The 24,777-nt window shown below is 67.1% G+C and carries 22 protein-coding genes, 2 tRNA genes, 1 other RNA gene and 2 pseudogenes; 21 read left to right on the forward strand and 6 right to left on the reverse strand.

The genetic code is table 11. The annotated features are described in order from the left end of the window. Positions 1-48 precede the first annotated feature (48 nt). On the reverse strand, positions 49-654 hold the full coding sequence (locus ACQR3U_RS15505) for a PPA1309 family protein (RefSeq protein ID WP_006550273.1): 606 nt from the start codon (positions 652-654) through the stop codon (positions 49-51). A gap of 192 nt (positions 655-846) precedes the next feature. Here ACQR3U_RS15505 and ACQR3U_RS15510 point away from each other — a divergent pair, with 192 nt between their 5' ends. Next, entirely contained in the window at positions 847-3,861 is a 3,015-nt protein-coding gene (locus tag ACQR3U_RS15510; RefSeq protein ID WP_230810803.1) for a UPF0182 family protein, read from the forward strand. Positions 3,862-3,956: 95 nt separating this feature from the next. Here ACQR3U_RS15510 and ACQR3U_RS15515 read toward each other — a convergent pair whose 3' ends face one another. Beyond that, positions 3,957-4,481 carry a transglycosylase family protein gene (locus tag ACQR3U_RS15515; RefSeq protein ID WP_006550275.1) on the reverse strand — a complete coding sequence of 175 codons (525 nt, stop codon included), beginning with the start codon at positions 4,479-4,481 and terminating at the stop codon, positions 3,957-3,959. Between the two features lie 465 nt (positions 4,482-4,946). Here ACQR3U_RS15515 and ACQR3U_RS15520 point away from each other — a divergent pair. Continuing rightward, positions 4,947-5,023, forward strand: a tRNA-Met gene (locus ACQR3U_RS15520). Positions 5,024-5,073: 50 nt separating this feature from the next. Here ACQR3U_RS15520 and ACQR3U_RS15525 read toward each other — a convergent pair. From ACQR3U_RS15525 to ACQR3U_RS15535, 3 genes are all read right to left on the reverse strand, one after another. Continuing rightward, positions 5,074-6,777, reverse strand: a complete 1,704-nt coding sequence (locus ACQR3U_RS15525) for an acyl-CoA synthetase (protein WP_230810802.1) — start codon at positions 6,775-6,777, stop codon at positions 5,074-5,076. A gap of 221 nt (positions 6,778-6,998) precedes the next feature. Next, positions 6,999-8,213: an acyl-CoA dehydrogenase family protein gene (locus tag ACQR3U_RS15530; protein ID WP_230810801.1), complete on the reverse strand. Its 1,215-nt coding sequence runs from the start codon at positions 8,211-8,213 to the stop codon at positions 6,999-7,001. A 28-nt stretch (positions 8,214-8,241) separates the two neighbouring features. Next, positions 8,242-9,636 carry an acyl-CoA dehydrogenase family protein gene (locus ACQR3U_RS15535; protein WP_230810800.1) on the reverse strand — a complete coding sequence of 465 codons (1,395 nt, stop codon included), beginning with the start codon at positions 9,634-9,636 and terminating at the stop codon, positions 8,242-8,244. Between the two features lie 166 nt (positions 9,637-9,802). Here ACQR3U_RS15535 and ACQR3U_RS15540 point away from each other — a divergent pair, with 166 nt between their 5' ends. Further along, positions 9,803-10,036, forward strand: coding sequence for a MerR family DNA-binding transcriptional regulator (locus ACQR3U_RS15540; protein ID WP_230810799.1), 234 nt, complete (start codon positions 9,803-9,805; stop codon positions 10,034-10,036). Beyond that, positions 9,963-10,427, forward strand: a complete 465-nt coding sequence (locus ACQR3U_RS15545; protein ID WP_230810798.1) for a GyrI-like domain-containing protein — start codon at positions 9,963-9,965, stop codon at positions 10,425-10,427. Before ACQR3U_RS15540 ends, ACQR3U_RS15545 begins: the two co-directional genes overlap by 74 nt. A 46-nt stretch (positions 10,428-10,473) precedes the next feature. Here ACQR3U_RS15545 and hisN read toward each other — a convergent pair whose 3' ends face one another. Next, positions 10,474-11,259: a histidinol-phosphatase gene (gene hisN, locus ACQR3U_RS15550; protein WP_006550344.1), complete on the reverse strand. Its 786-nt coding sequence runs from the start codon at positions 11,257-11,259 to the stop codon at positions 10,474-10,476. A gap of 145 nt (positions 11,260-11,404) precedes the next feature. On the opposite strand from hisN, the gene prfB reads away from it, so the two are divergent. The 17 genes and pseudogenes from prfB to ACQR3U_RS15635 all read left to right on the forward strand — a co-directional run bounded on the left by prfB (position 11,405) and on the right by ACQR3U_RS15635 (position 24,301). Then, a complete protein-coding gene (gene prfB, locus ACQR3U_RS15555; RefSeq protein WP_006550345.1) occupies positions 11,405-12,523 on the forward strand; it encodes a peptide chain release factor 2 in 1,119 nt (372 codons plus the stop codon). A gap of 21 nt (positions 12,524-12,544) precedes the next feature. Then, a complete protein-coding gene (locus tag ACQR3U_RS15560; RefSeq protein WP_024101460.1) occupies positions 12,545-13,432 on the forward strand; it encodes a mechanosensitive ion channel family protein in 888 nt (295 codons plus the stop codon). Next, the gene (locus ACQR3U_RS15565; protein ID WP_019288450.1) at positions 13,429-13,935 is read left to right on the forward strand and encodes a hypothetical protein; all 507 of its coding nucleotides are present in this window, start codon (positions 13,429-13,431) and stop codon (positions 13,933-13,935) included. The genes ACQR3U_RS15560 and ACQR3U_RS15565 overlap by 4 nt, the downstream gene beginning before the upstream one ends. A 55-nt stretch (positions 13,936-13,990) precedes the next feature. Continuing rightward, positions 13,991-14,680: a cell division ATP-binding protein FtsE gene (gene ftsE, locus ACQR3U_RS15570; protein WP_033097116.1), complete on the forward strand. Its 690-nt coding sequence runs from the start codon at positions 13,991-13,993 to the stop codon at positions 14,678-14,680. 49 nt (positions 14,681-14,729) lie between these two features. Beyond that, positions 14,730-15,635, forward strand: a complete 906-nt coding sequence (gene ftsX, locus ACQR3U_RS15575; RefSeq protein ID WP_006550352.1) for a permease-like cell division protein FtsX — start codon at positions 14,730-14,732, stop codon at positions 15,633-15,635. 69 nt (positions 15,636-15,704) lie between these two features. Next, positions 15,705-16,181 carry an SsrA-binding protein SmpB gene (gene smpB / locus ACQR3U_RS15580; RefSeq protein ID WP_024101458.1) on the forward strand — a complete coding sequence of 159 codons (477 nt, stop codon included), beginning with the start codon at positions 15,705-15,707 and terminating at the stop codon, positions 16,179-16,181. Next, positions 16,178-17,035, forward strand: a complete 858-nt coding sequence (locus tag ACQR3U_RS15585; RefSeq protein ID WP_230810832.1) for a DMT family transporter — start codon at positions 16,178-16,180, stop codon at positions 17,033-17,035. Before smpB ends, ACQR3U_RS15585 begins: the two co-directional genes overlap by 4 nt. A gap of 255 nt (positions 17,036-17,290) precedes the next feature. After that, positions 17,291-17,659, forward strand: a transfer-messenger RNA (tmRNA) gene (ssrA, locus tag ACQR3U_RS15590). Between the two features lie 409 nt (positions 17,660-18,068). Next, positions 18,069-19,697 (forward strand): phosphoglucomutase (alpha-D-glucose-1,6-bisphosphate-dependent), encoded by a 1,629-nt coding sequence (gene pgm / locus ACQR3U_RS15595; RefSeq protein WP_230810797.1) that lies wholly within the window; start codon positions 18,069-18,071, stop codon positions 19,695-19,697. Positions 19,698-19,757: 60 nt separating this feature from the next. After that, positions 19,758-20,975 (forward strand): MFS transporter, encoded by a 1,218-nt coding sequence (locus ACQR3U_RS15600; RefSeq protein WP_033097228.1) that lies wholly within the window; start codon positions 19,758-19,760, stop codon positions 20,973-20,975. 26 nt (positions 20,976-21,001) lie between these two features. Continuing rightward, complete coding sequence (locus ACQR3U_RS15605; protein ID WP_024101455.1) at positions 21,002-21,493, forward strand: MauE/DoxX family redox-associated membrane protein; 492 nt, start codon at positions 21,002-21,004, stop codon at positions 21,491-21,493. Positions 21,494-21,534: 41 nt separating this feature from the next. Beyond that, complete coding sequence (locus ACQR3U_RS15610) at positions 21,535-22,284, forward strand: DsbA family protein (RefSeq protein WP_006550359.1); 750 nt, start codon at positions 21,535-21,537, stop codon at positions 22,282-22,284. 146 nt (positions 22,285-22,430) lie between these two features. Beyond that, positions 22,431-22,503: transfer RNA gene (locus ACQR3U_RS15615), tRNA-Ala, on the forward strand. 162 nt (positions 22,504-22,665) lie between these two features. Next, positions 22,666-22,806: pseudogene (locus ACQR3U_RS15620) on the forward strand (IS256 family transposase); the annotation flags it as partial. Between the two features lie 220 nt (positions 22,807-23,026). Then, positions 23,027-23,230 (forward strand): annotated as a pseudogene (locus ACQR3U_RS15625) (IS1634 family transposase); the annotation flags it as partial. Between the two features lie 156 nt (positions 23,231-23,386). Beyond that, positions 23,387-23,788 carry a hypothetical protein gene (locus tag ACQR3U_RS15630; protein WP_230810796.1) on the forward strand — a complete coding sequence of 134 codons (402 nt, stop codon included), beginning with the start codon at positions 23,387-23,389 and terminating at the stop codon, positions 23,786-23,788. Positions 23,789-23,815: 27 nt separating this feature from the next. Then, the gene (locus ACQR3U_RS15635) at positions 23,816-24,301 is read left to right on the forward strand and encodes a hypothetical protein (protein WP_033097161.1); all 486 of its coding nucleotides are present in this window, start codon (positions 23,816-23,818) and stop codon (positions 24,299-24,301) included. Positions 24,302-24,777: the final 476 nt, after the last annotated feature.

The raw sequence follows: 24,777 nt of genomic DNA on the forward strand, positions 1-24,777 counted from the left end.
GCCGATCCCGCGCGCCGCACGGGGGCCGGCAGTGCGGTGATCGCCCTCTCAGTAGTCGTCGTCGCTCGCCTCGAGGGTCGCGTACAACGCGGCCACGACGTGCGGGGCGAGGTTGTCGTAGGTCCGCAGTTCAGTGCCCGCGAACGGATCGTCGTCGTCGAGGGGGCGCAACTGAAGGAGCGAGAGTGACGGCCCGTCGCGCAGGACCGCGGAGATGAGGCGGGCGGCGCGTCGTTCCGGGTGACTGTGCGCTGCGAGCCGGGCCGCCTCGTCTGCCGCGTGGGCGTCGGCGAGCAATGGCGTGAAGGCGTCGTCGAGTTCGTTCTCCGCGCTCGGCGGCAGCACGACCACCTCCTGCACGAGAGCGCACCCGGCAACCGATCCGGGCCAGGTGGTCGTGGCGAGGAACTCCTCGAGTGCGGGACTGCCGCCCTCGACGTCGTCGGGGAAAGATTCCTGCGCGATCGGGGTGTACTCGTGTCCCTCGTCGAGCTGGTCGGCGAGGGCGGGTTCGGCGGCTGCGAGAAGCACGGTCGGGACGAGCGCGAACATGACGGGAGGGCGGTCCCAACCCTCCGCATCCGCGAAATCGATGATCTCGTGGACGGCGCGCGCGAGTCCTTGTTCGGAAGGTACGGGAAGACGTTGGTTCACCGGCCTATCCTGGCACCCGTACGCGGGTGTGCGCTGCCGGACCTGCGTCGTGCGACCCCCTGTACGAGGATTCCGTAGAGTGGGGCGAAACGGTCACTCCGTGAGAACGAGGCGTGCTCGCACGCTTTCGTCGAGCGCGAGATGTACAGATGCGGTGCGATCGCGCCGCCGGACGAGTTGGGAGCGTGGCACGTGGGCATGAGGCCCCCGACCGGAGTACCTACATTGTCGAAGCGGAGCAGAGTTCTGCTGATCCTGGCAGTGGTGGCCGCAGTGCTGCTCCTGCTCGGACCACGGTTGGTGGACACCTACACCAACTGGCTCTGGTTCGGCGAGGTCGACTTCCGGGACGTATACGTCAAGGTTCTCCTGACCCGGATCGCACTGTTCCTGGCGGTCGGGTTGTTCATCGGCGGTGTCGTCTGGCTGGCGATGCTGCTCGCCTACCGGTCGCGCCCGGTCTTCGTGCCGACCACCGGACCCAATGATCCGGTGGCGCGCTACCGCACCACCGTGATGACGCGCATGCGCGCCTTCGGGATCGGTATCCCGGTCGTGCTCGGTGTGCTCTCCGGTCTGGTCGCCCAGGCCGGCTGGGTCACCGTCCAGATGTTCTTCAACGGCGGCGACTTCGGCACCACCGATCCGCAGTTCGGTCTCGACGTCGGCTTCTACGCCTTCGACCTGCCGTTCTACCGCTTCCTGCTCAACTGGTTCTTCGTCGCGATCGTGCTCGGGTTCATCGCGAACCTCGTCACCCACTACATCTTCGGCGGCATCCGCCTCGCCGGTCGCGGGGGAAGCATGTCGACGGCCTCGCGTGTGCAGCTCGCGGTCCTCGCCGGCCTGTTCGTCGCGTTCAAGGCGTTCGCCTACTGGCTCGATCGGTACGAACTGCTGTGGAGCAGCCGCAAGGAACCCACCTTCACCGGCGGTGGCTTCACCGACATCAATGCGGTGTTGCCGGCCAAGCTCATCCTGCTCGCGATCGCCGTCATCTGCGCGATCGCGTTCTTCGCCGCGATCTTCCTGCGCGACCTGCGGATCCCCGCGCTCGCGACGGCGCTGCTCGTGCTCTCGTCGATCCTCGTCGGCGCGGTGTACCCGCTCATGGTCGAGCAGTTCTCGGTGCGCCCGAACGCTGCCGACAAGGAGAGCGAGTACATCGAGCGCAACATCGCCGCGACCCGCGAGGCGTACGGCATCACCGACGACAAGGTGGCGTACGAGGACTACCCGGGTGTGGGCACCACCTCGCCCGAGAACATCCCGGCCGACATCACCACGATCGCGAACGCCCGCCTGCTCGACCCGAACGTGCTTCCCCGCACGTTCACGCAGCAGACGCAGCTGAAGAACTTCTACGGCTACCCCGAGTCGCTCGACATCGACCGGTACGAGCTCGACGGTCGTATGGAGGACTACATCGTCGCGGCGCGTGAGCTCTCGCCGACGAGCCTGACCGGCAACCAGACCGACTGGATCAACCGCCACACCGTGTACACGCACGGCAACGGTCTCGTCGCGGCGCCCGCCAACCGCGTGAACGCCGCCGCGAGTGCCTCGGCGGAGGAGGCCGCCAACAGCAACAGCGGCTATCCCGTCTACTTCGTCAGCGACCTGGCGTCGCTCGCTGCGGAGAACCAGGTCATCCCCGTCGAGCAGCCCCGCATCTACTACGGCGAGGTCATCGCCGAGGCCGATCCGGACTACGCGATCGTCGGCAACAGCGCCGACTCGTCCGGTGCGCGCGAGTACGACACCGACACCGAAAAGTACACCTACACCGGCTCGGGCGGCGTCGACATCGGCAACTGGTTCAACCGGCTCGCCTTCGCCGCGAAGTACGGCGAACGCAACATCCTGTTCTCGAGCGCCATCGGCAGCGACTCGAAGATCCTGTTCAACCGCGACCCGCGTGAGCGCGTGACGAAGGTCGCGCCGTGGCTGACGGCCGACGGCGACGCCTACCCGGCCGCGATCGACGGCCGCATCAAGTGGGTCGTCGACGCGTACACCACGCTCGACTACTACCCGTACGCGCAGCGCGCGTCGCTCGAGGGCCTCGTCGAGGACAGCATCGACCAGAACACCGGCCGGTTGCTGCCCCGCAAGGAGGTCTCGTACATCCGCAACTCGGTGAAGGCGACGGTCGATGCCTACGACGGCACGGTGACGCTCTACCAGGTCGACGATGAGGACCCGGTCCTGAAGGCGTGGATGGGTGTCTTCCCTGATGCGGTGACCCCGCAGGACCAGATCTCCGACGAGCTGCGGGCGCACTTCCGGTACCCGGAGGATCTGTTCAAGGTGCAGCGCGAGATGCTCGCCAAGTACCACGTCGACGACCCGCGCGAGTTCTTCACGAACAATGCGTTCTGGTCGGTGCCGGCGGACCCGACGGTCGACACCAGCGCGAACCAGCCGCCCTACTACCTGCTCATGGGCGATCGCGAGACGGCGGATCCCCGGTTCCGTCTGACCTCGGCGATGGTGGGTTACAACCGGCAGTTCCTGTCGGCGTACATCTCGGTCGAATCCGATCCGGAGAACTACGGGAAGTTCACGATCCTGCAGTTGCCGACGGATACGCAGACCTTCGGTCCGGAGCAGACGCAGAACGCGATGATCTCCGACACCCGAGTGGCTTCGGAACGGACCCTGCTCGAACGGTCCAACCGGATCCAATACGGCAACCTGCTCACCCTGCCCATCGCGGACGGCGGCATCCTGTACGTCCAGCCGATGTACACCGAGCGCAACGCGACGGCGGGTAGCACGTCGACCTTCCCGCAGCTGTCGCGCGTGCTCGTCAGCTACCGGGAGCCGGGTGCCAGCGGTGGCGTCCGGATCGGTTACGCACCGACTCTCGCCGGTGCGCTCGACCAGGTGTTCGGTCCCGGCGTCGGCGACGCGGCCACCGCTCCCGGTGGCGAGGCGCTGCCCACCGCCGAGGTGGAGGACGAGACGCGGGGCGAGGTGATCGAGGGCACCACGGACGAGAACCAGCCTTCCGATCAGCAGCAACAGCAGCCCACCTCGCCGGCGCCGACGACTCCCGCGAATCGCGATGCCGCGGTCGCGGAGCTCGATTCGGCACTCGCGGAGCTGGCCAACGCGCAGACCAGCGGCGATTTCGAAGCCTACGGACGGGCGCTGCGGCGGGTGCAGCAGGCCGTCGATGCCTACGAATCCACTGGCGGCTGAATCCACCGGCGGCTGATCCGGTAACGGAAACCGACACGACGAAGGCCCGCGGTTCGCACCGCGGGCCTTCGTCGTGTTCGCAGAGACGGTCTGCGTCAGCGACCGGCCAGCGTGATATCGACGATCTGCGCGAACTCGGCGCCGAAGCCGTACTGCTGGGCGAGCTGGTTCGCGGTATCGACGGCCTGGGTGACCTCGGCCGGCAACTCGGGGGCGGCCGGAGCCGCGGGTGCCGGAGCCTCGGGTGCCGGTGCGGGCGCCTCGGGTGCGGCGGGAGCCGGCGCGGATTCGGTTGTCAGGTACTGACCGCAGACGGGCCACGCGCCGGGGCCCTGCGTCTGCAGGACGTTCTCGGCGACACGGATCTGCTCCGCCTTCGAGGCTTGGTCCGCGCGGCCGCTGCCGCCGTTGGCCTCCCAGGTGCTCTGCGAGAACTGCAGGCCGCCGTAGTAGCCGTTGCCGGTGTTGATGGCCCAGTTGCCACCGCTCTCGCACTGGGCGACGCCGTCCCAGTTGTGCTGGGCGGCGGACGCGGTGCCGGTGGCGAGCGCGAACGGAACCGCGGCGAGTGCACCGGTGACGACGGCAGTGCGGAATGCACGCGTGCTGAAGTTGGTCATTCTGTGGAGTCCTTCCCGCGCTCGCGGAGCGCGACGGCCCTCGTCGATCTCGGTCGACGGAGAAATGTCTCCGTCCGGATCGGGGACCACGTCGGTTGCGTCCCTGCCCCTCGGGTCTTCGTAGGCACCGGATCCCGCGGGGCAGACTGGCGGCGACGGGCCGGTGGTGGCTCGGCTGTTTCGAGCCGGGACCGACAGTACAAAGCGCTCCGCGGCGCGTCATCCCCCGCCGGGAGAGGTGTTTGTCCACCTGATGGGATGGGACGATTGAGTCTTCGCAGCTCAGGAAGGTGATAACGGGGGTCGATGCAAGATCGTTACACCGCCGTTATGTGGCGATAGTCATGGTGGAAATGTGAACCGAGACACCTCGGGGTTGCGATTTCGGTTGTCGTCGAGGCTCATCCGCGTCCGACGAGGCGATTTGCATTCCGTTTCCGTGCTCGTGTAGGTTCATTCATGCAACGCGGGGTGGAGCAGCTCGGTAGCTCGCTGGGCTCATAACCCAGAGGTCGCAGGTTCAAATCCTGTCCCCGCTACCACCACGAAGGCCGGTCGTCTCGGACGACCGGCCTTCGTTCGTTCGAGGGGGTCACCCCCGGGCGGTGGTGTACCCCTTCTCGGGATCCTCGGGCAGATCCATCTCCACCAGCACCCGGCGCAGCAGCTTCCCGGTGGCGTTGCGCGGCAGCTCGTCGAGGAAAACCACCTCGCGCGGAACCTTGTACCGGGCGAGATTCGACTTCACGAACGCCTTGATGTCCTCGGCGTTGCGGGAGGAGTCGGGGGAGGGAACCACGAAGGCTCGCAGCCGCTGCCCGAACTCGGGATCGGGGACACCCACCACGGCGGCGTCGAGTATGTCCTCCCGCTCGGCGAGCAGGTTCTCGACCTCGAGCGGATAGACGTTCTCGCCGCCGGAGACGATCATGTCGTCGTCGCGACCGTTGACGAAGAGCAGGCCGTTCTCGTCCCAGTGCCCGACGTCGCCGATCGACAGCAACCCGTCGATGCGTTCCTTGTCGCGACCGTCGGTGTAGCCGGCGAAGGACAGGCCGCTCGAGACGAAGATGCGGCCGGGGACGTGCGGCTCGGTGATGCGGTTGCCGTCGTCGTCGAACAGCACCACCCGACACGTCACGGGAGGGCGACCGGCCGTGCCGGGGGCCTGCCGGATGTCGTCGGGGGTCGCGACCGTCGCGACGGCGCATTCGGTGGAGCCGTACAGGTTGTAGAGCACGTGTCCGAACGCCTCCGTCGTCCGGCGACACACGTCGGGCGAGAGCGACGAACCCGCGGAGAAGACGATCTTCAGGCTCGAGGTGTCGTACTCGGCGATCTTCTCCGGTCCGAGGTCGAGGATCCGCTGCAGCATCGTCGGGACCACCACCAGCACGATCGCTCCGTGCTGCTCGACGAGGCCCAAGGTGTCGACGGGGGAGAAGCGCCGCATCATCACCACGGTCTGACCCAGTGCGAGGGCGAGCGCGAACTGCGAGACGCCGGTGCCGTGGAAGGCCGGGGCGGCCATGAGCATCGTCTGCCCGGGGCGCAGCGGAACCCGATCGAGGAACTGGACCGACGCGAACGGTGACGTGCGGCCGCGCGGCGCGCCCTTCGGGGTGCCGGTGGTGCCGCTGGTGAGCAATACGAATCCACCGAAGACCTCCGGCGCGGGCAGGGACGAGCCGTCCAGCCCTTCGATCGACTGCTCCAGCGTCGGGATGCCGGGGACCTCGTCGTCCGCCCAGGAGACGTACCGGCGCACGTCGTCGGGGAGCGCGGCTGCGACCTCGGCGAATTCGCTGTCGAAGACGAACGTCGAGACCTGTTCGCGCGCTGCGACATCGACGAGTTGCCGCGGCGCGAAACCGGTGTTCATCATCACCAGTCGCACACCGAGCTTGGCGGTGGCGAGCATCGTCAACACGAGACCGCGGTGATTCCGGGCCATGATGCCCATGACCGATCCCGGCTCCACCCCGGCGCGTTGCCACGCACGCACGAGGGCATTGGAGCGGGCCTCGAGTTCCTTGTAGGTGACATCGCCGGCCTCGTCGATCAGGGCGACGGCGTCGAGACCGCGTTCGGCCTGTGCGTGCACGGCGCCGGCGAAGGGGCCGTACTTGTTGGCCGCCATGATCGTCCCGATGCTGTGGTCCACGCGCGGAAAGTGCAGCAGACCTGCGCGATGGAGTACCGCGAGTGATCCGATGGTGTCCTTGACCTGGCCGATCGTGTCGTCGAGCGTGATCCGCCCACTCGTGATCCTGCCGAGAATGTCCTGACCGAGCATCCGTCCCCCTAGCTGTGTGTCGGCGTCAGCACACACAGTAGCCGTGACGTAGCTCACATTCCAGGCAATCTTCCACGGATGATCTTCCTGGAACGGGTAGGGCCCTCGCCGCACCTGCGGCGAGGGCTCTACCCCGATGGATCCTCCGACACGTCCGGTACCGTGCGCAGACACCGGTCCCATCCTTCCGGCGCCCGCGGACGGACCCCATGCCCCGAGCGCTATTTCAGTTCGGAGGACGACTTTCCGAGCACCCGCCGAGCGACGATGAGCTGCTGGATCTGCTGGGTGCCCTCGAAGATGTCGAGAATCTTGGAATCGCGTGCCCACTTCTCGAGCAGCGGCCGCTGCGAATACCCGTAGGTTCCGGCGAGTTCGACGGCCTTGAGCGAGACCGCGGTGCCGGTGCGGCCGGCCTTCGCCTTCGACACCGACGCCTCGAGGGAGTTGGGCGTCTTGTTGTCGGCCATCCACGTCGCGCGCAGCGCGAGCAGGTAGGCAGCCTCCCAGTCGGCCTCGAGCGCGAGGAACTCGGCGGCCGCGGCATGCTGGTTGTTCGCGGGGATGTCGTAGGAGACCTCGACGCCCGCCTCCTTCAGGATCGTGCGCAGTTCCTCGAGTACCGCACGACCGAGACCCACGGCCATGCCGGCCACGATCGGACGCGTGTTGTCGAAGGTCTGCATGACCCCGGCGAACCCCTTCTCGGTGTTCACCTCCGGGGAGCCGAGGATGTTGTCCTTCGGGATGCGGCAGTTGTCGAGCACGAGCACCGCGGTGTCGGATGCCTTGATGCCGAGCTTCTTCTCGAGACGCGCGACCGAGAGTCCGGGAGCCTCGCGCGGCACGACGAACGACTTGATCGCGGCGCGGCCCTTCGACCTGTCGACGGACGCCCACACGACGATGTGCGTGGAACGCTCACCGGCGGTGACGAAGATCTTCTCGCCGTTGAGGACCCACTCGTCGCCGTCGAGCACGGCCGTGGTCGTCACGGCCGCCGAATCGGATCCGAAACCGGGCTCGGTGATTGCCATGGAGGCCCACACCTTGCCGAAGCGTTCGAGCTGCTCGTCGGTGGCCACCGCGGCGATCGCGGAATTGCCCAGGCCCTGGTAGGGGATCGACAGGGTCAGGCCGACGTCGCCCCAGCACGTCTCGATGACATTGAGGAGTCCGGCCATGTTGCCGCCGTTGGCATTTCCGGCGGGGCCGTCCTGCTTGGCCTTGCTGTCGCGGCCGAGCGCGGCACCCGCCGCGCCCTGGCCGGAGTCGTTGAGCCCTTCGACCATCGCGGCCATGGTGTCGAGTTCGACGGGGTACTCGTGCTCGGCGAGGTCGTACTTGCGGGAGATCGGCCGGAAAATCTGCGCGGCGACCTGATGGGCCTGGTTCGCGGAAGCCTTGAGCTTCCGGGGAAGTTCGAGATTGATCATCACAGGTTCCTTGTTCGGGTCGGGCCGATCAGACGAGGACGACGCCCTCGGCGACTCCGATTGCTCGCAGGTCGCGGTACCAACGTTCGACGGGGTGTTCCTTGGTGTAGCCGTGGCCGCCGAGCAGCTGGACGCCGTCGAGGCCGAACTGCATGCCCTTGTCGGTGGCGAGCTTGCGGGCCAGGGCCGCCTCGCGAGCGAACGACAGGCCCTGCTCGGCCCGCGACGCACCGCGCAGGGTGGCCAGACGTAGACCGTCGAGCTCGATCTTGATGTTGGCCACCATGAACGCTACCGCCTGCCGGTGGCTGATGGGCTCGCCGAACGCCTCGCGCTCGTTGACGTAGGGGACCACGTAGTCGAGCACGGCCTGACCGGTGCCCATCGCCAGAGCTGCCCAGCCCAGGCGCGACAGGCGCACGGCGTCGGCGTACTGCTCGGCGCGGACGTCGGCGTCGTCGTCGCCGAGACGTGCCGATTCCGGCACCGCGACGTCCTCGAGCAGAAGGCGGCCCAGTCCGGCGGCGCGCAGGCCCATGCCCGGATCGGCCTCGATCACGACGCCCTTGCTCTTCGCCTCGACGAGGAAGAGGGACGGCTTACCGTCGAGTTCGGCTGCCACGACGAACAGTTCGGCGCTGCCCGCCGCCGGGACGAACGACTTCACGCCGTTGAGCCGGTAGCCGCTGGGGGAGCGCACCGCCTTGGTCTGCAACGCGAAGGGATCGAACAGGGCGCGCGGCTCGGCGACGACGACCGACGCCTGGGGGACATCGTCGCCGGCGAAGGCCGGCAGGTAGGTCTTCTGTTGGTCCTCGGTGCCCCACTGTGTGAGCGCCACGGCCACACCGCTCGGCGCGAGGATCGGCAGGGCCAGGCCCATGTCGCCGTGCGCGAGGGCCTCGGCGACCAGCACGTTGGTGACCACGCCGCGCTCGTCGGCGGCGCCGTCGAACGCCTCGGGTACGTTGACCATGGTGATGCCGAGTTCGGCTGCGCGCGCGAGCAGATCGGCCGGGGCCGCGGCGGCCTCGTCGGCGTCGTGCGCGGCGGGGCGCAGGATCTCGGCGGCGAACTCACGCACCGTCTCCGTGATCATCTGCTGATCGTCGGTCGGGGTGAGATCGAAGAAGTCGGCGTTCTTCGCGGTGGTGAGACGCTGCGGGCCGCTCGCGCCGCCGGACATCTTCTTGAAGGTGCGCGTGGCGGCGCCGAGGGTCTTGAAGCCGGTTTTCGTGGACTGGTACGTGATCCGGTCGATCGTCTCGCGGATCTTGTACCGGTCGGCCAGTTCGGAACCCGTGATCCGGGTGAGCACGCGCATGGCAGCACCTATGGCGTCGCGTTTGATCGGATTGAGGCCGACGGCGGACGTGTCGCGAGGCGTGTGGCGGCCCACGCTGTCTTGCTTGCTCATGATCACCAGAAGTCTCTCGATGCGGCAGCGGACACTCCCGATCTTACTTCTGAGTAAGGTCACTGTCTACCGCGCAGTAAGTTCCGCGGTGGACGCGTGTCGCCCAGCATCGTCCGCTGTGTCGCGAGCACGAGTTGACTCTCACACCGTGTGAGGTCGCAGACTCGGCGCCATGGCCGACACCACCAGGTTGATGTCCATCGGAGAGTTCTCGTCCCTGACCCGGATCAGCGTGCGGATGCTGCGGCACTTCGACTCGCAGGGAGTGCTGATCCCCGCCGTGGTCGACGAGGTCAGCGGTTACCGCCGATACCTCCCCGAGCAGACCGCCGATGCCGCGCGAGATTCCGCCGCAGACCTACGTCTGCCTCCGCGGCACCGTCGCCGACTACTGGGCCGAAGGTGAACTGTGGCAACGCTTCATGCCCGCCCTGCAGGAGCAGGGCATCGTCCCGACCGGACCCGGCGGATGCATCGAACACGACGGCGAGTTCCGTGAGTCGGACGTCGACGAATCGGTGTTCCTGCCGGTGGCGCCGGGAACCACGGCCCGCGAGCCGCTGACGGTCCACGAGTTCCCCTCACGCCGGGCGGTCGTCGCCACCGTGACCGGGCCGTACGCCGAATCGATCCCGCGGGCCCACGAGGCGATCGCCGAATTCCTGACCGAACACGGCCTGTCCGCGGCCCGGGTCGACGACGACGTGGCCACCCACCACTTCAACGTCTATCTCGATGATCCGGGCGTCACGGACGAAGCCGACCTCGAGACCGCTGTGCATCTCCCGGTCCGCTGACGAACCCGGCCCCCCCGCGTGACCATCCGTGCGTGGGGCCGGCCACTCACTTCAGTCGACCGAGCACCTCGTCGTGCAGCGTGCCGTTGGTCGCGACCGCACTGCCGCCGTGCGGACCGTCCGCACCCTCGAGGTTCGTGAACCGTCCACCTGCCTCGCGCACCAGCACGTCGAGCGCGGCCAGATCCCACAGCGAAACCTCGGGTTCGAGCGCGATCTCGAGGGCGCCCTCGGCGAGCAGGCAGTAGGAGAAGAAGTCGCCGTAGGCGCGCACCCGCCACACGTCGTCGGTCAGGGCGACGAAACGATCACGGATGCCACGCTCGTGCCAGCCGCTCAGGCTCGAGAAGCTCAGCGACGCCGACGCGAGGTCGGTCACCTCCGACACCGAGATGCGCCGGGGCTCGGCACCGTCGTGCGACACCCAGGCGCCGCCGTCCGCGGCCGCCCACCACCGACGGTTCAGTGCCGGGGCGCTGACCACGCCCACGACGGGCACACCGTCCTCGAGGAGCGAGATCAGGCTCGCCCAGACCGGTACGCCACGCACGAAGTTCTTCGTGCCGTCGATCGGATCGACGACCCACTGCCGCCCGCGGAAGACCGCGTCGCCACCGAACTCCTCGCCGAGCACCGCGTCGTCCGGTCGCTGCTCGCCGAGCATCTCGCGGATGGCGCGCTCGACGGCGAGGTCGGCGTCGGAGACCGGACTCAGGTCCGGCTTGTCGTCCACCTTCAGGTCCAGCGCACCGAAGCGGTCGCGGGTGATGGCGTCGGACGCGTCGGCGAGTCGGAGTGCGAGGTCCAGGTCGGCGGTGTAGTCGGTGGTCATGGCGGAAACGCTAGCCGCCGTCGTCCGGGGCCGAGCAGCTTGCCGTCCACTCCGGGGTCGGCGCGGTGCTCGACCCGACCGGGCCCTGCCGTGTCGATCGCTGCCCACGGCGGGCCGGTTCGTCGCTCCGGTAACCTGTTGAATCGTGCATCCCGATGTTTCCGCAGCCCTGACCGAGCTCGACACGACCCTCCGCACCGTGGAGTCGGTCCTCGACGTCGAGGAGCTGCGACGGCGCATCGACGAACTCGAACACCAGGCCGCCGACCCCGAGCTGTGGAACGACCAGGACCACGCCCAGAAGGTCACCAGCGAACTGTCGCACGCACAGGGTGAGCTGCGCCGGGTCGAGGGCCTGCGCCAGCGGCTCGAGGATCTCCCGGTTCTGTACGAGCTCGCCGAGGGCGAGGAGGGCGAGGCCCGCACCGCCGCCCTGGCCGACGCCGAGGCCGAACGCGAGAGCCTGCGCGCCGACATCGAGGCGATGGAGGTGCGCACGCTGCTGTCCGGCGAGTACGACCAGCGCGACGCGCTCGTCAACATCCGCGCGGGCGCCGGTGGCGTCGACGCCGCCGACTGGGCCGAGATGCTCATGCGTATGTACATCCGCTGGGCCGACAAGCACGGCTACGGCGTCGAGGTCTACGACACCTCCTACGCGGAAGAGGCCGGCATCAAGTCCGCCACCTTCGCCGTCAAGGCGCCCTACACCTACGGGACCCTGTCGGTCGAGATGGGCACGCACCGTCTCGTCCGCATCAGCCCGTTCGACAACCAGGGCCGCCGCCAGACCTCCTTCGCCGAGGTCGAGGTGCTGCCCGTCGTCGAGACCACCGACCACATCGACATCGACGAGAACGACGTCCGCGTCGACGTCTACCGCTCGTCCGGCCCGGGAGGCCAGTCGGTCAACACCACCGACTCCGCCGTGCGCCTGACGCATATCCCGACCGGCATCGTCGTCACCTGTCAGAACGAGAAGTCGCAGTTGCAGAACAAGGTCGCGGCCATGCGTGTCCTGCAGGCCAAGCTCCTCGAGCGCAAGCGCCAGGAGGAGCGCGCCGAGATGGATGCGCTCAAGGGCGACGGCGGCAGTTCGTGGGGCAACCAGATGCGCTCGTACGTGCTGCATCCCTACCAGATGGTCAAGGACCTGCGCACCGAGTACGAGGTCAACAACCCCTCGGCGGTGCTCGACGGCGACATCGACGGATTCCTCGAATCGGGCATCCGCTGGCGTATGCGAGAAGAGCAGAAATCGTGATCGGAAACAGGAGAGGGGCCTGTGCCGTTTCTTCCCGGAGCTAGACTGCTCGACTGGTTGTCGACGAGCGGGCTGCTGATCGCACTCACGATTCTGGGTGCGGTTCTGATCGCCCGGTTCGTCTCCTGGATCGGCAGCCGCATCACGCGCCGCATCGACGAGCGCTACACGCAGTCCGACGACCTCGTGCGGTCCGAGGCGACGAAGCATCGCCATTCGGTCGCCCAGGTGGTCACGTGGATGGCGATCTCGTTCGTGTACATCGTTGCGACCCTGAAGGTGTTCGACTATCTGCAGCTGCCCATCGGCAGCCTGGTCGCGCCGGCGACCGTGCTCGGCGCGGCGCTCGGCTTCGGTGCCCAGCGCATCGTGCAGGACATCCTCGCGGGGTTCTTCATCATCACCGAACGGCAGTACGGCTTCGGCGACACCGTGCAGATCTCCGTGACCGGTGCGTCCGAGGACGCGATCGGCACCGTCGAGGACGTCACGTTGCGCGTCACCCGGGTGCGTAGCACGGCGGGTGAGGTCATCACCGTCCCCAACGGGCAGATCAACAAGGCCGTCAACCTGTCGAAGGACTGGGCGCGCGCCGTGGTGGACGTGCCGATCCCGGTGACCGCCGACATCGCCGACGTCACCGAGATGCTGCGCGAACTGGGTGTCGCCGCATACAAGGAACCCCGCCTGCGGGAGCTGTTGCTCGACGAACCGAGTGTGATGGGTGTCGAGAGCCTCGAGGTGGATCAGCTCAGCGTCCGCATGGTCGCGCGCACGCTGCCCGGCAAGCAGTTCCAGGTGGGCCGTCTGCTGCGTGCGCGGATCGCGCGAGCACTGCGTGAACAGGGCATCACCGTCACGCCCCAGCTCGACACCGCCAGCGTGGTCGATCGAGTGGAGGCACAGTGACACCGGGTGGAGGGACGTCGGGTGGGGGCGCGGCCACCGAGCCGGAGGAGAAGCACCGCAGGCGCATCCCGTCGCACCTCCTCGGTGGGCGGATCAGGACCACGACCTTCGCGTTGTGCACCCTGTGGCTTGCGCTGTGGGTGACCTACCTGTTCCTCAACCCGCCCGAGGACACCCCCGATGCGCCGTCGACCGCCGTGATCATCTCCGAGACGCCCTACGTGCCGTACGTGCCGCCGGCGACCACGGCCCCGCAGGAGAAGTCCGTGCCGGAGACCACCGACACGCCCTATCCGCCGACGACCTCGTCGACCTTCCCGCCGACGACGGCGACCGGCGTGCCGGGCAGGGAACAGGGCGGGACGCCGCCGCAGGATGCCACGACGACTGCGCCCCCCACCACGACGAACAGGCAGTTCCCGTTCGACCTGCCCACGATCCCCGGACTGAACGACCAGCAGGATCCGACGGTGACCGAGGACACCGACGCTCCGTCGTCGTAGAGCACCGACGAGCCGGTGCCGTAGGTCACCGTCCGGTAACGGTTAGCATGTCCACGTGATCCGGCTGGAGAATGTGTCCAAGTCCTACAAGACGTCCACGCGTCCCGCGCTCGAAGGGGTCTCGGTGCACGTCGAGAAGGGCGAGTTCGTCTTTCTCATCGGTCCCTCCGGATCCGGGAAGTCGACCTTCCTCCGGCTGCTCCTGCGAGAGGAGAAGCCCACCACCGGCGACATCCACGTGGCCGATTTCCACGTCAACCGGCTGCCGGCGCGTCGCGTACCGAAGCTGCGCCAGAATCTCGGATGCGTCTTCCAGGACTTCCGGTTGCTCCAGCGCAAGACGGTCGCCGAGAATATCTCGTTCGCTCTCGAGGTGATCGGTAAGCCGCGCGGAGTGATCGAACGGACGGTGCCGGAGGTTCTCGAGCTGGTGGGACTGTCCGGCAAAGCCGACCGGTTGCCCGCCGAACTGTCCGGCGGCGAACAGCAGCGTGTCGCGATCGCGCGTGCGTTCGTCAACCGGCCGCTCGTGCTGATGGCCGACGAACCGACCGGCAACCTCGACCCCGAGACCAGCCAGGACATCATGCTGTTGCTCGAACGCATCAACCGCACGGGCACGACGGTGCTCATGGCGACCCACGACCACCACATCGTCGACTCGATGCGGCGACGGGTCGTCGAACTCGATCTCGGACGCGTCGTGCGCGACGAGGCACGCGGCGTCTACGGCGTCGGCCGCTAGATCCCGTCACCCGAGCATCCCCACCAGGCAACCGAAGGAATCCCACCCGATGCGTGCCAGCTTCCTGTTCAGCGAGGTCACCACCGGCCTGCGCCGCAACCTCACCATGACCATCGCGATGATCCTCACCACGGCGATCTCCCTCGCGCTGTTCGGTGCGGGGCTGCTCGTGGTCCAGATGGCGGGCAAGACGGAACGGATCTTCCTCGACCGGGTCGAGGTGCAGGTGTTCCTGACCGAGGACATCTCCTCGCTCGATCCGGAGTGCGAGCAGGATCTCTGCTCCACCCTGCGCAGCGACCTCGAGAGCACCGACGACGTGGTGTCGGTCCAGTACCTGAGCCGCGACGACGCCGTCCTCGACGCCACCGATCGTGTCTTCGCCGATCAGCCCGAACTCGCCGAACTCGTGAGTGCCGACAGCTTCCCTGCCTCCTTCAAGATCAAGATGTCCGATCCGGATCGATTCGCGGCGATCCAGGACGATTTCGGTACCCGGCCCGGCGTCGACAGCGTGCTCAACCAGCAGGATCTCGTCGAGCGTCTGTTCGGCGTGCTCGGCGGCATCCGCAACGGCGCGTTCGCCATCGCCACGATCCAGGCGATCGCGGCCGTGCTTCTGATCGCGAACATGGTGCAGATCGCGGCCTTCACCCGCCGCACCGAGGTCGGCATCATGCGGCTGGTCGGCGCGACCCGCTGGTACACGCAGCTGCCCTTCCTCCTCGAAGCGGTGATCGCCGCGATCGTGGGTGCCGCACTCGCCATCGGCGGACTCTTCGTCGCCAAGAGTATGTTCGTCGACGACATGCTCACCGAGGTCTACGACGCGAACATCGTCGCCCGCATCACCGACAGCGACATCCTTCTGGTCTCGCCGTTCCTGGTCCTCGTGGGCGTGGGAATGGCCGCTCTCACCTCGTATGTGACCTTGCGTCTGTACGTGCGTGAATAAGGTGTCGTGCGAGGTTCCTATGCTGGACGGTGTTCTGTTCGATCGATCGTGGACCGGAAAGGCCTGCACGTGAAGGAAAAGGGCCGGAAGGTCATCGCGACCAACCGGAAGGCGCGCCACAACTACACCATCCTCGACACCTACGAGGCGGGCATCGCCCTCGTCGGTACCGAGGTCAAGAGCCTGCGGGAGGGAAAGGCCTCCCTGGTGGACGCATTCGCGACCGTCGACGACGGCGAGGTGTGGTTGCGGGGTCTGCACATTCCGGAATACGGGCACGGCACGTGGACCAACCACGCTCCGCGCCGCACCCGCAAGCTGCTGCTGCACCGTCGCGAGATCGACGCGCTCGTCGGCAAGACCCGGGAGGGCAACCAGACCCTCGTGCCGCTGTCGATGTACTTCTCCGACGGCAAGGTCAAGGTCGAGCTCGCGCTCGCCAAGGGCAAGCAGGACTACGACAAGCGTCAGGATCTCGCCCGCCGGACCGCCGAACGTGAGGTGACCCGCGAGCTCGGCCGGCGAGTGAAGGGCATGAGCCGCTGATCGCGGTCGCGCTTGCGCTTCTCGCGGCGGTCGGGTACGGCCTCAGCGATTTCGCCGGGGGTGCCGCCTCCCGTCGCGCGAGCGCACTCGGCGTCGTCGCCGTCACCTACCCGGCTTCGCTCGTCGTGTCCCTGATCGCCGCGTCGATCGTCGGCGGCGACCTCACCGCGGCGTCCCTCGCGTGGGGTGCCGCAGCGGGCGTGGCCGGCGGCATCGCCGTCTGGTGGTTCTACCTCGCACTGGCGAACGGGCCGATGTCGGTCGTCTCACCGGTCACCGCTGTCGTCGTGGCCGGAATCCCCGTGCTGTTCGGGATCGCGACGGGGGACCGGCCCGGTCTGCTCGCCTATCTCGGCATCGTCGTCGCGGTGATCGCGGTGGGGCTGGTCAGCCGCGAATCCGACGAGACCGTCACCGGTGTCGGACACCCGCGCTTCACGTCGAGGATCGCGTGGTGGACGGTCGGATCGGGTATCGCCTTCGCGTTGTCGTTCATCGGCCTCGGTCAGGTCGGCACCGGCACCGGCCTGTGGCCGCTCGCCGCCTCCCGCGCGACCGCCACCCTCGTGGTCTGGCTGGTGATCGCCTTCTCGTGGCGCACCGTGGTGTGGCCGATCCGGTCGCTCCTGCCGATCCTGATCGGGATCGGCGTGATCGACGTGATCGCGAACGGTGCACTGCTGTTCGCCTACCAGCACGGCCTGCTGTCGCTGGTGAGCGTGATCGCGGCGCTGTATCCGGCGGTGACGGTGCTACTCGCCGTCATCGTGCTCGGAGAGCGCGTGAGCCGGGTGAAAGTGCTCGGCCTGCTCGCAGCCGGACTGGCCGTCGCACTCGTCAGCCTGCCCGGCTGATCCGGGGTGGGGTGGGAAGAACACGAATCCTGGAGGCGCTGGAACCGGCATCGTGGAAAGCGCGTCACCGGACGGAGCGCTACGGGTGACACCCGGCGACGCCGGACTCGGGTCACCCCGACCCGGTTCCGTTGCCGGTGAGCGGCGGTGTGAGTAGGCTCATCACCCGGCAACGAATCGTTTTCGAAAATGGGAATGACATCGGGCCTTCGGGTCGTTACAGTAGGTAGTCCTGCGAAGGTCGCAGGCGCGTACGGGGCTGAACGGTTTCGACTGCGTACGTTGAGCAAGGGGAAGCGTGTCGGTGCAGGCAAGAGACCACCGTAAGCGTCGCTGCAACCAATTAAGCGCCGAGTCCACTCAGCGCGAGTACGCCCTCGCTGCCTAAGCGAGCGCGTCTCTGTCAGCCCGGGTTTGCTCTCGACCCGGATCCTGGCATCGACTAGAGAGCTCTACCGTACGGCTCGGTCGCGGAGACGTGCGGGACAACAAACAGCGACTGGGATCGTCATCTCGTCTTGTTCGCGAGAACGGGAGATCCGAGTAGAGACATAGCGAACTGCACACGGAGAAGCCCTCGCGAGGCGGCGGAGGACCCGGGTTCGATTCCCGGCAGCTCCACCATCGACCCGGGTAGGTGATCGACCATCGATCACCTACCCGGGTTTCTTGTTGTCCGGGTGAGCCTGATCGGCAGTCTCGGGAAACGGCAGTGCCCGCCGTCGAGACTCAGAGTGTGAGTGTTCTCGACGACGGGCACGGTCGCTGTCGGTCCCGGAGACGTCGGAGACGGCGCCGAAACAGCGAGAGCGAAACGAAGAAATGTCCTCCCCGGCATCGTCTTCATTTCGTTCACTGAAGTTAGCCACCTAATTGTGAACGCCAATACTACTTTCGGGTCAGAAACTTTGGTCCCATGGCCGTGATGACCTTTTCGTCAGTATCCGTACCGACGCGCGGATCGGGGTACTCATCCCGCGCGTGCCGCGGATCGGCGGCAAGATGAGAACACCACCATCGACGAGGAGAGCACATGGCGCACGAACGAGCGGGACAGCCGGCCACCGCGGCGGATCTCGAAGATCTCGCACACCTTGTCACCGCCTACTACACCGTGCAACCGGATCCCGAGAACGCCTCGCAGCAGGTGGCTTTCGGCACGTCCGGTCATCGCGGCTCGAGCCTCGACGGTGCGTTCAACGAAGCCCACATCCTCGCGACCACCCAGGCCATCGTCGAATACCGCGCCCAGCAGGGCACTTCGGGCCCGCTGTTCTTCGGCCGCGACACGCACGCCCTGTCCGAACCGGCCTGGGCGAGCGCGCTCGAAGTGCTCGTCGCGAACGGCGTCGAAGTGGTCGTCGACTCCCGCGACCGCTACACCCCGACTCCGGCCGTCAGTCACGCGATCCTGCAGCACAATTCCGGCTCCGGTGCCCGCGCCGACGGGATCGTCGTCACCCCCTCACACAATCCTCCGCGCGACGGTGGCTTCAAGTACAACCCCCCATCGGGTGGTCCGGCCGACAGCGACGCGACGTCGATCATCGCCGCTCGCGCCAACGAACTGCTCGCCGCCGGACTCGACGGGGTGAAGCGGGTGCCGCTCTCGTCGGCGCTCGCGTCCGCCGGACGACACGACTTCCTCGCCGCCTACATCGACGATCTGCCGAACATCGTCGATCTCGACGTCGTCCGTGCTGCCGGGGTACGGATCGGCGCCGACCCGATGGGCGGTGCGAGCGTCGACTACTGGGGCGAGATCGCCGAACGGCACGCCCTTGACCTCACCGTCGTCAATCCGCTCGTCGACGCCACCTGGCGGTTCATGACGCTCGACACCGACGGGAAGATCCGCATGGACTGCTCGTCGCCGAACGCCATGGCATCGCTGATCGGCAACCGCGAGGCATACGACCTCGCGACCGGCAACGACGCCGACGCCGACCGGCACGGCATCGTCACCCCCGACGCCGGTCTGCTCAATCCGAACCACTATCTCGCCGTCGCGATCGACTACCTGTTCCGCAATCGCCCCGGTTGGGCGGAGTCGAGCAAGGTGGGCAAGACGCTCGTGAGTTCGTCGATGATCGACCGGGTCGCCGCCGGCCTCGGCCGCGACCTGCTCGAGGTGCCGGTGGGCTTCAAGTGGTTCGTTCCCGGGCTGAGCGACGGTTCGCTGGGCTTCGGCGGGGAGGAGAGCGCCGGTGCGTCCTTCCTCCGGCGCGACGGCTCGGTGTGGACGACCGACAAGGACGGCATCGTCCTCGCCCTGCTCGCGGCGGAGATCACCGCGGTGACGGAGAAGAGCCCGTCCCGCTACTATGCCGAACTCGTCGATCGGTACGGCGACCCCGCTTACGCGCGCGTGGACGCCCCGGCGACGCGCGAGCAGAAGGCGGTGCTGTCGAAACTGTCGTCCGAGCAGGTCGGCGCCACCGAGCTCGCCGGCGAACCGATCACCGCGACGCTCACTGCGGCACCCGGCAACGGTGCCGCGATCGGTGGCCTGAAGGTCACCACCGAGAACGCGTGGTTCGCCGCCCGCCCGTCCGGCACCGAGGACGTCTACAAGATCTACGCCGAATCGTTCCGCGGCCCCGACCATCTCGCCGAGGTCCAGCAGGCGGCACGCGAACTCGTCTCGTCCGTCCTGTCCTGAGCCCGCTCGCCCACCGCGCGACCGGGCGAGGTCGTGCGCCTCGCTAACATCGTGGGCATCATGCGGACACGTGATGCGGCTTTGCCGCGGGAAATCTGGGTTCTGGTCGTCGCGAGTTTCGTGATCGCGCTCGGCTTCGGTCTCGTCGCTCCCGCGCTGCCCCAATTCGCGCGAAGCTTCGACGTCGGTGTGACGGCGGCGACGGTCGTCGTGTCGTCGTTCGCGGCGATGCGACTGCTCTTCGCACCCGCGAGCGGGTCGCTGGTGCAGAAGTTGGGGGAGCGGCCCGTCTACATCACGGGCCTGCTCATCGTCGCCCTGTCGACGGGCGCGTGCGCATTCGCGGCGAGCTACTGGCAGCTGCTCGTCTTCCGGGCCCTCGGCGGCATCGGGTCGACGATGTTCACGGTGTCGGCGCTCGGTCTGCTCGTGCGGATCGCGCCCCCGGACGCCCGCGGGCGTGTGTCCGGCCTGTACGCGACCAGCTTCCTCATGGGCAACATCCTCGGCCCGCTCTTCGGCGGTGCCCTTATCGGACTGGGGCTGCGCGCACCCTTTCTCATCTACGCCGTGGCGCTGCTCGTCGCGGCCTCGGTCGTGGGGATCAGCCTGCGCTCGTCGGAACTCGCCCGTCCCGACAGTGGGGACGGCGTGCCCGTCATGCGCCTGCGCGACGCGCTGCGCTCGCCGGTCTACCGCGCGGCGCTGGGATCGAACTTCGCCAACGGCTGGGTGGTGTTCGGGGTCCGCGTGGCGATGGTGCCTCTGTTCGTCGTCGAGGCGCTCGACGAGGGTGAGGCGTTCGCGGGTGTCGCGCTGACCGCCTTCGCGGTGGGCAACGCACTCGTCCTCATCAAGTCGGGCAAGCTGTCCGACCGGTTCGGGCGGCGACCCTTCGTCCTGGCCGGTCTGGTGGTGTGCGGGGTCAGCACGATCGCCATGGGATTCACCGAGAGCGTCGTCTGGTTCCTCATCACCTCGTTCGTGGCGGGTATGGGGTCCGGGCTGTCGAATCCCTCGCAGCAGGCCGCCGTCGCCGACGTCGTGGGCAGCAAGGCCCGGGGCGGGCCGGTGCTCGCGACCTTCCAGATGGTCGCCGATGTCGGCGCGGTGATCGGTCCGGTCGCCGCAGGCTTCCTCGCGGACCGGTTGTCCTACTCGACGGCCTTCGCGGTCACGGGTGTGATCATGCTAGCGGCGACGCTGCCGTGGTTCGTCGTCGGACGCCCCCGGGTCGTCGAGCAGGCGACACAGGTGACCGACGACACGGCGCGGTGAGACGACCGCCCGGTATCGTCGCCGGCATGTGGGTCGGTCTCGTCTCCACGCTCGCCCGATACGGTCTGGCGGCGGTGTGGCTCGTCTCCGGTTGGGTGAAGTTCTCGGATCCGACGCAGACCGTCGTGGCGGTACGGGCGTACCAGATTTTGCCCACCGGCTGGGTGCGGCCGTTCGCCGCCGCCTTCCCCGTTCTCGAACTGGCCCTGGGCCTGGTCCTGCTCGTCGGTCTCGCGACGCGCTTCGCAGCGCTCGTCAGCGCCTTGGGGCTGGTCGCGCTCGTCGCCGCGATCGCCTCGGCGTGGGCGCGCGGCCTGTCGATCGATTGCGGCTGCTTCGGGGGAGGAGGTGTGGTCGAGGGCGTCGACGGCCGCGACTACGCGATCGAGATCGCCCGCGACGTCGGCTTCCTGGCGATGTCGATATGGCTGGTCGTCCGGCCGCGCACCTGGTTCGCGCTCGGTCCGGGTTCATGTGCTTCCCTCTCAGCGGCCCCTCAGCCGTCGATGGCAGAGTGAGATCGTCCTTCCCCACCGACGAGCAGTAGAGGGCAGCATCCGTGAGCGCGAAGAAGGTCTCATCCGGCAAGTACACACCGCAGCCGACGTCGAACAGGGTCACCTACATTCTCGGCGGCATCGCGATCCTGGTGATCGGTGCGCTCGTCATCGGTGGTGTCCTGTGGTCGTCGGGCAGCGGCGATCCCCGCAACGATGGTTACGGCTCCGTGCAGAACGGCGCGGTGGAAGTGTCGATCGAGGACGACGGCGCAATCCTGCTGGGCCGCCCCGACGCCCCACGGACCGTCGACCTGTTCGAGGACCCGCTGTGCCCCTACTGCGCCGAACTCGAACACAAGCACTCGCAGGAGCTCGCCCAGGCGATCGACGACGGCCAATTGGCGATCCGGTACCGGATGCTCGCTTTCCTCGACCGGGCGTCGAGCAGCGGCGACTACTCGACCCGCGCGGTGGCGGCGGCGCAGTGCGTCGCCGAGAGCGGCGATGCCCGCGCGTTCTCCGCATTCCACGACGCCCTGCTGTCGCCCGACAACCAACCGGCCGAGGGTGGCGACGGTGACATCGACAACGCGGGTCTCGCGCAGATGGCGCGCGACGCGGGTGCCTCCGAGGACGTCGCGCAGTGCATCACCGACGGCGCCCGGATCGATCAGGCCTCGGCCGACGCGGAGGCGGGACGCCGTCTGCTCGCGACGACCGGAGCGGCCGGCACGCCGGCTGTCGTGTACGAGGGGACCGTTATCGACGCCCTCGGCGACGAGAACTGGGTGACCGAACTCGTCGGATAGACGGAGCGGTGGCGGGAGCTGCGCACGGTGCGTGCTCCCGCCACAGTCACGCTGTCTACCAGCCGATTTGTTGGCGTCGAGCGCGATGGTGTAGTTTTCTTTCAGCGCGAAGGGGTCAACCGGAGCGCAACGGTACAACCGAATACGGGGCTATGGCGCAGCTGGTAGCGCACCACACTGGCAGTGTGGGGGTCAGGGGTTCGAGTCCCCTTAGCTCCACGTAAGTTGAGAAAATCGAAACCTGCCCCGCCTGAGTGCGGGGCAGGCTCGTTTCTGCGGTCACCGGATCGGGATGTCGGTGTTGACGTGATCCGGGTCGGCCTGACACGCCGAGCAGCGAGCTTGGCGGAAGGATCGACCATGACGGAAACACTGGAGCCCATGGCGGACGAGATGAACCAGCTGGAGTTGGCGCAGCAACTACTGGCCCAGGCCGAGGAACAAGGCGTCTAACTGATGGGCCCGAACGGACTGCTCGGGCAGTTGACGAAGACCGTGCTCGAAACCGCACTCGACGCTGAGGAACGAGCCGACGAGAGTGTCGACGCGGTCGAGGTTCAGCCCGGCGACGAATTCGTCAAACGGGTGCAGGGCATCAGCGAGGATCACCCCGTGTCATACCTGAGTTCCACAAGTTGACGTCGTTTCTAGCCAATTCGTTAGGATCGCTGCAGGTCACGAGTTCGAGCATGTGGCGCGCGGGTCACTAATCGAGCGGAGTATGGAGGTGGTGGATCTGTACGTGGTGCAGTCCAAGACCGCCTCCGGGGCCATCGGCGTGCAGATCTGGGAGAAGATCCGCGGTCGGCGCCAGATGATCGCGCACATCGGCTCGGCTCACACGCCCGGCGAGCTTGCGGCATTGATCGAGATTGCTAACCAACGAATCAACGCTAACCAGCACGAACTCGATCTCGGGCTGGAGGATCGAGCCTCGGCGGTGGTCCGAGGTGAGATAGTTTTGAGCCACCCACCGGATGGCTCTCGGGCATCAGAAGTTACCGTTGGATACAGTTCACTTGGCCCCCCGAAACCACAACCGAGAGATTCAAAAACGAGGCAGGCCAGACGTTTAGCCGATCAAAGATAAAGTGATACAGCAATGCCAACCACATTGACAGTTGATAACGAAACAGTCGAAGCTCTTGTCGAGAAACTCGCCAACGACCGCTATTTTCTCGCCGAATATCCCGCAGACCACGCTGCCTTTATCCTCTTTTACGAGTCAAACACAATAAAACTCCTTGCCGCCGCTGATGGGCCTCAGCGTGAGGATAACGTCGGCGACATCCACCCCAAGACGTTTGGGATTCTAAAAGCGGTAGTCAACAACACTTGGCTCGACAACCGGGAAGACCAACCCGGCGAACCTGTCGCAGGGGTGATCCAGTGCGACCTCGAGGCGAAGTCCGCAACCGTGACCTACCACCTCGGCAACGAAGCCGAGGCCTGGCGCTTCAACGATGACAACTCCATGGAGCTTCGAGCCGCGCTGGCCCCCTGACCCGACCCCCACTGAGAGGACTTGGCAATGCCCGCTCCCCAGACGACTGACCCGACAGCGCTGCTCGGCCGGTGGGAATTGACCGGCTTCTCCGAACAGGACGCCGGACACCGCTCGGGCAGCTACGCGATCATCTTCCGCGACCGTTCGCTCTACACCCCGGAAACCATCTCCCCCGCCGGAGGCGAAACGCTCGAGATCACCGACTCCGACGGCGAGGTCCACTTCTCGATGCGAGGCGGCGCCAAGGTCCCCTGGACCTCCGCCGAGAAGGAGCAGGGCGTCCTGACCGACTCGATCGAGGACCAGGACGGACGCATCGTCAGCAGCGTGGCGCCATACCTCCGCATGGAGCGACTCGTGGACGGCACCTGGGTGAGCAAGTACTCCGACAGCGACCTCGACATGAACAGCAACCTGTTCACCGACGGCCCCGACCTCATCCTGATGGTCACCACCATCGTCGACGAACTCTACGTCACCAAATACTTCTACCGCTTCTCCCCAGCCTGAGCATTCCGTGCGACCAGTACAGGCTCTTCCCAGATGACGGTGTAGGTCGGCCGGGCGCGTCGGTCCGCAGATAGACGTCGAGGTCTCCCGACGATGGAGGTTCCTACGCCATCCATCCGAAAGACCTCGACGTGTCCGACGCTACCCCGCCGGCCGGCTTCGGCCGCGCTGACCGCCTTCGCGGCTCATCCCAATCGACCCTGATCGGGTCTGCTGACCCCCTCGACGAGAACGCAGCGACACCACAGCCACCCAACCCGACCGTCCGCGAAGCCGGGGCACGTCACATGGCCTGTGCTGCGGGCGTGTCGAGTGGGTCGTCCAGGGGCGACGCAGGAGCGTCGACGCGACGTGCTGAGAGGTGGTTCCAACCGAGCGCTAGGACACCGGCTACAGGCATGGCGATAGGTCAGGAACGGCGTCGCTCCCTGCGCAGGAGGGAGCGCAGAGTCTCGGCGTTCGCGTAGCCGACCCGT

Source organism: Rhodococcus sp. IEGM1339, assembly GCF_050321925.1.
In the GTDB taxonomy this organism is placed as follows: Bacteria; Actinomycetota; Actinomycetes; order Mycobacteriales; family Mycobacteriaceae; genus Rhodococcus; species Rhodococcus pyridinivorans.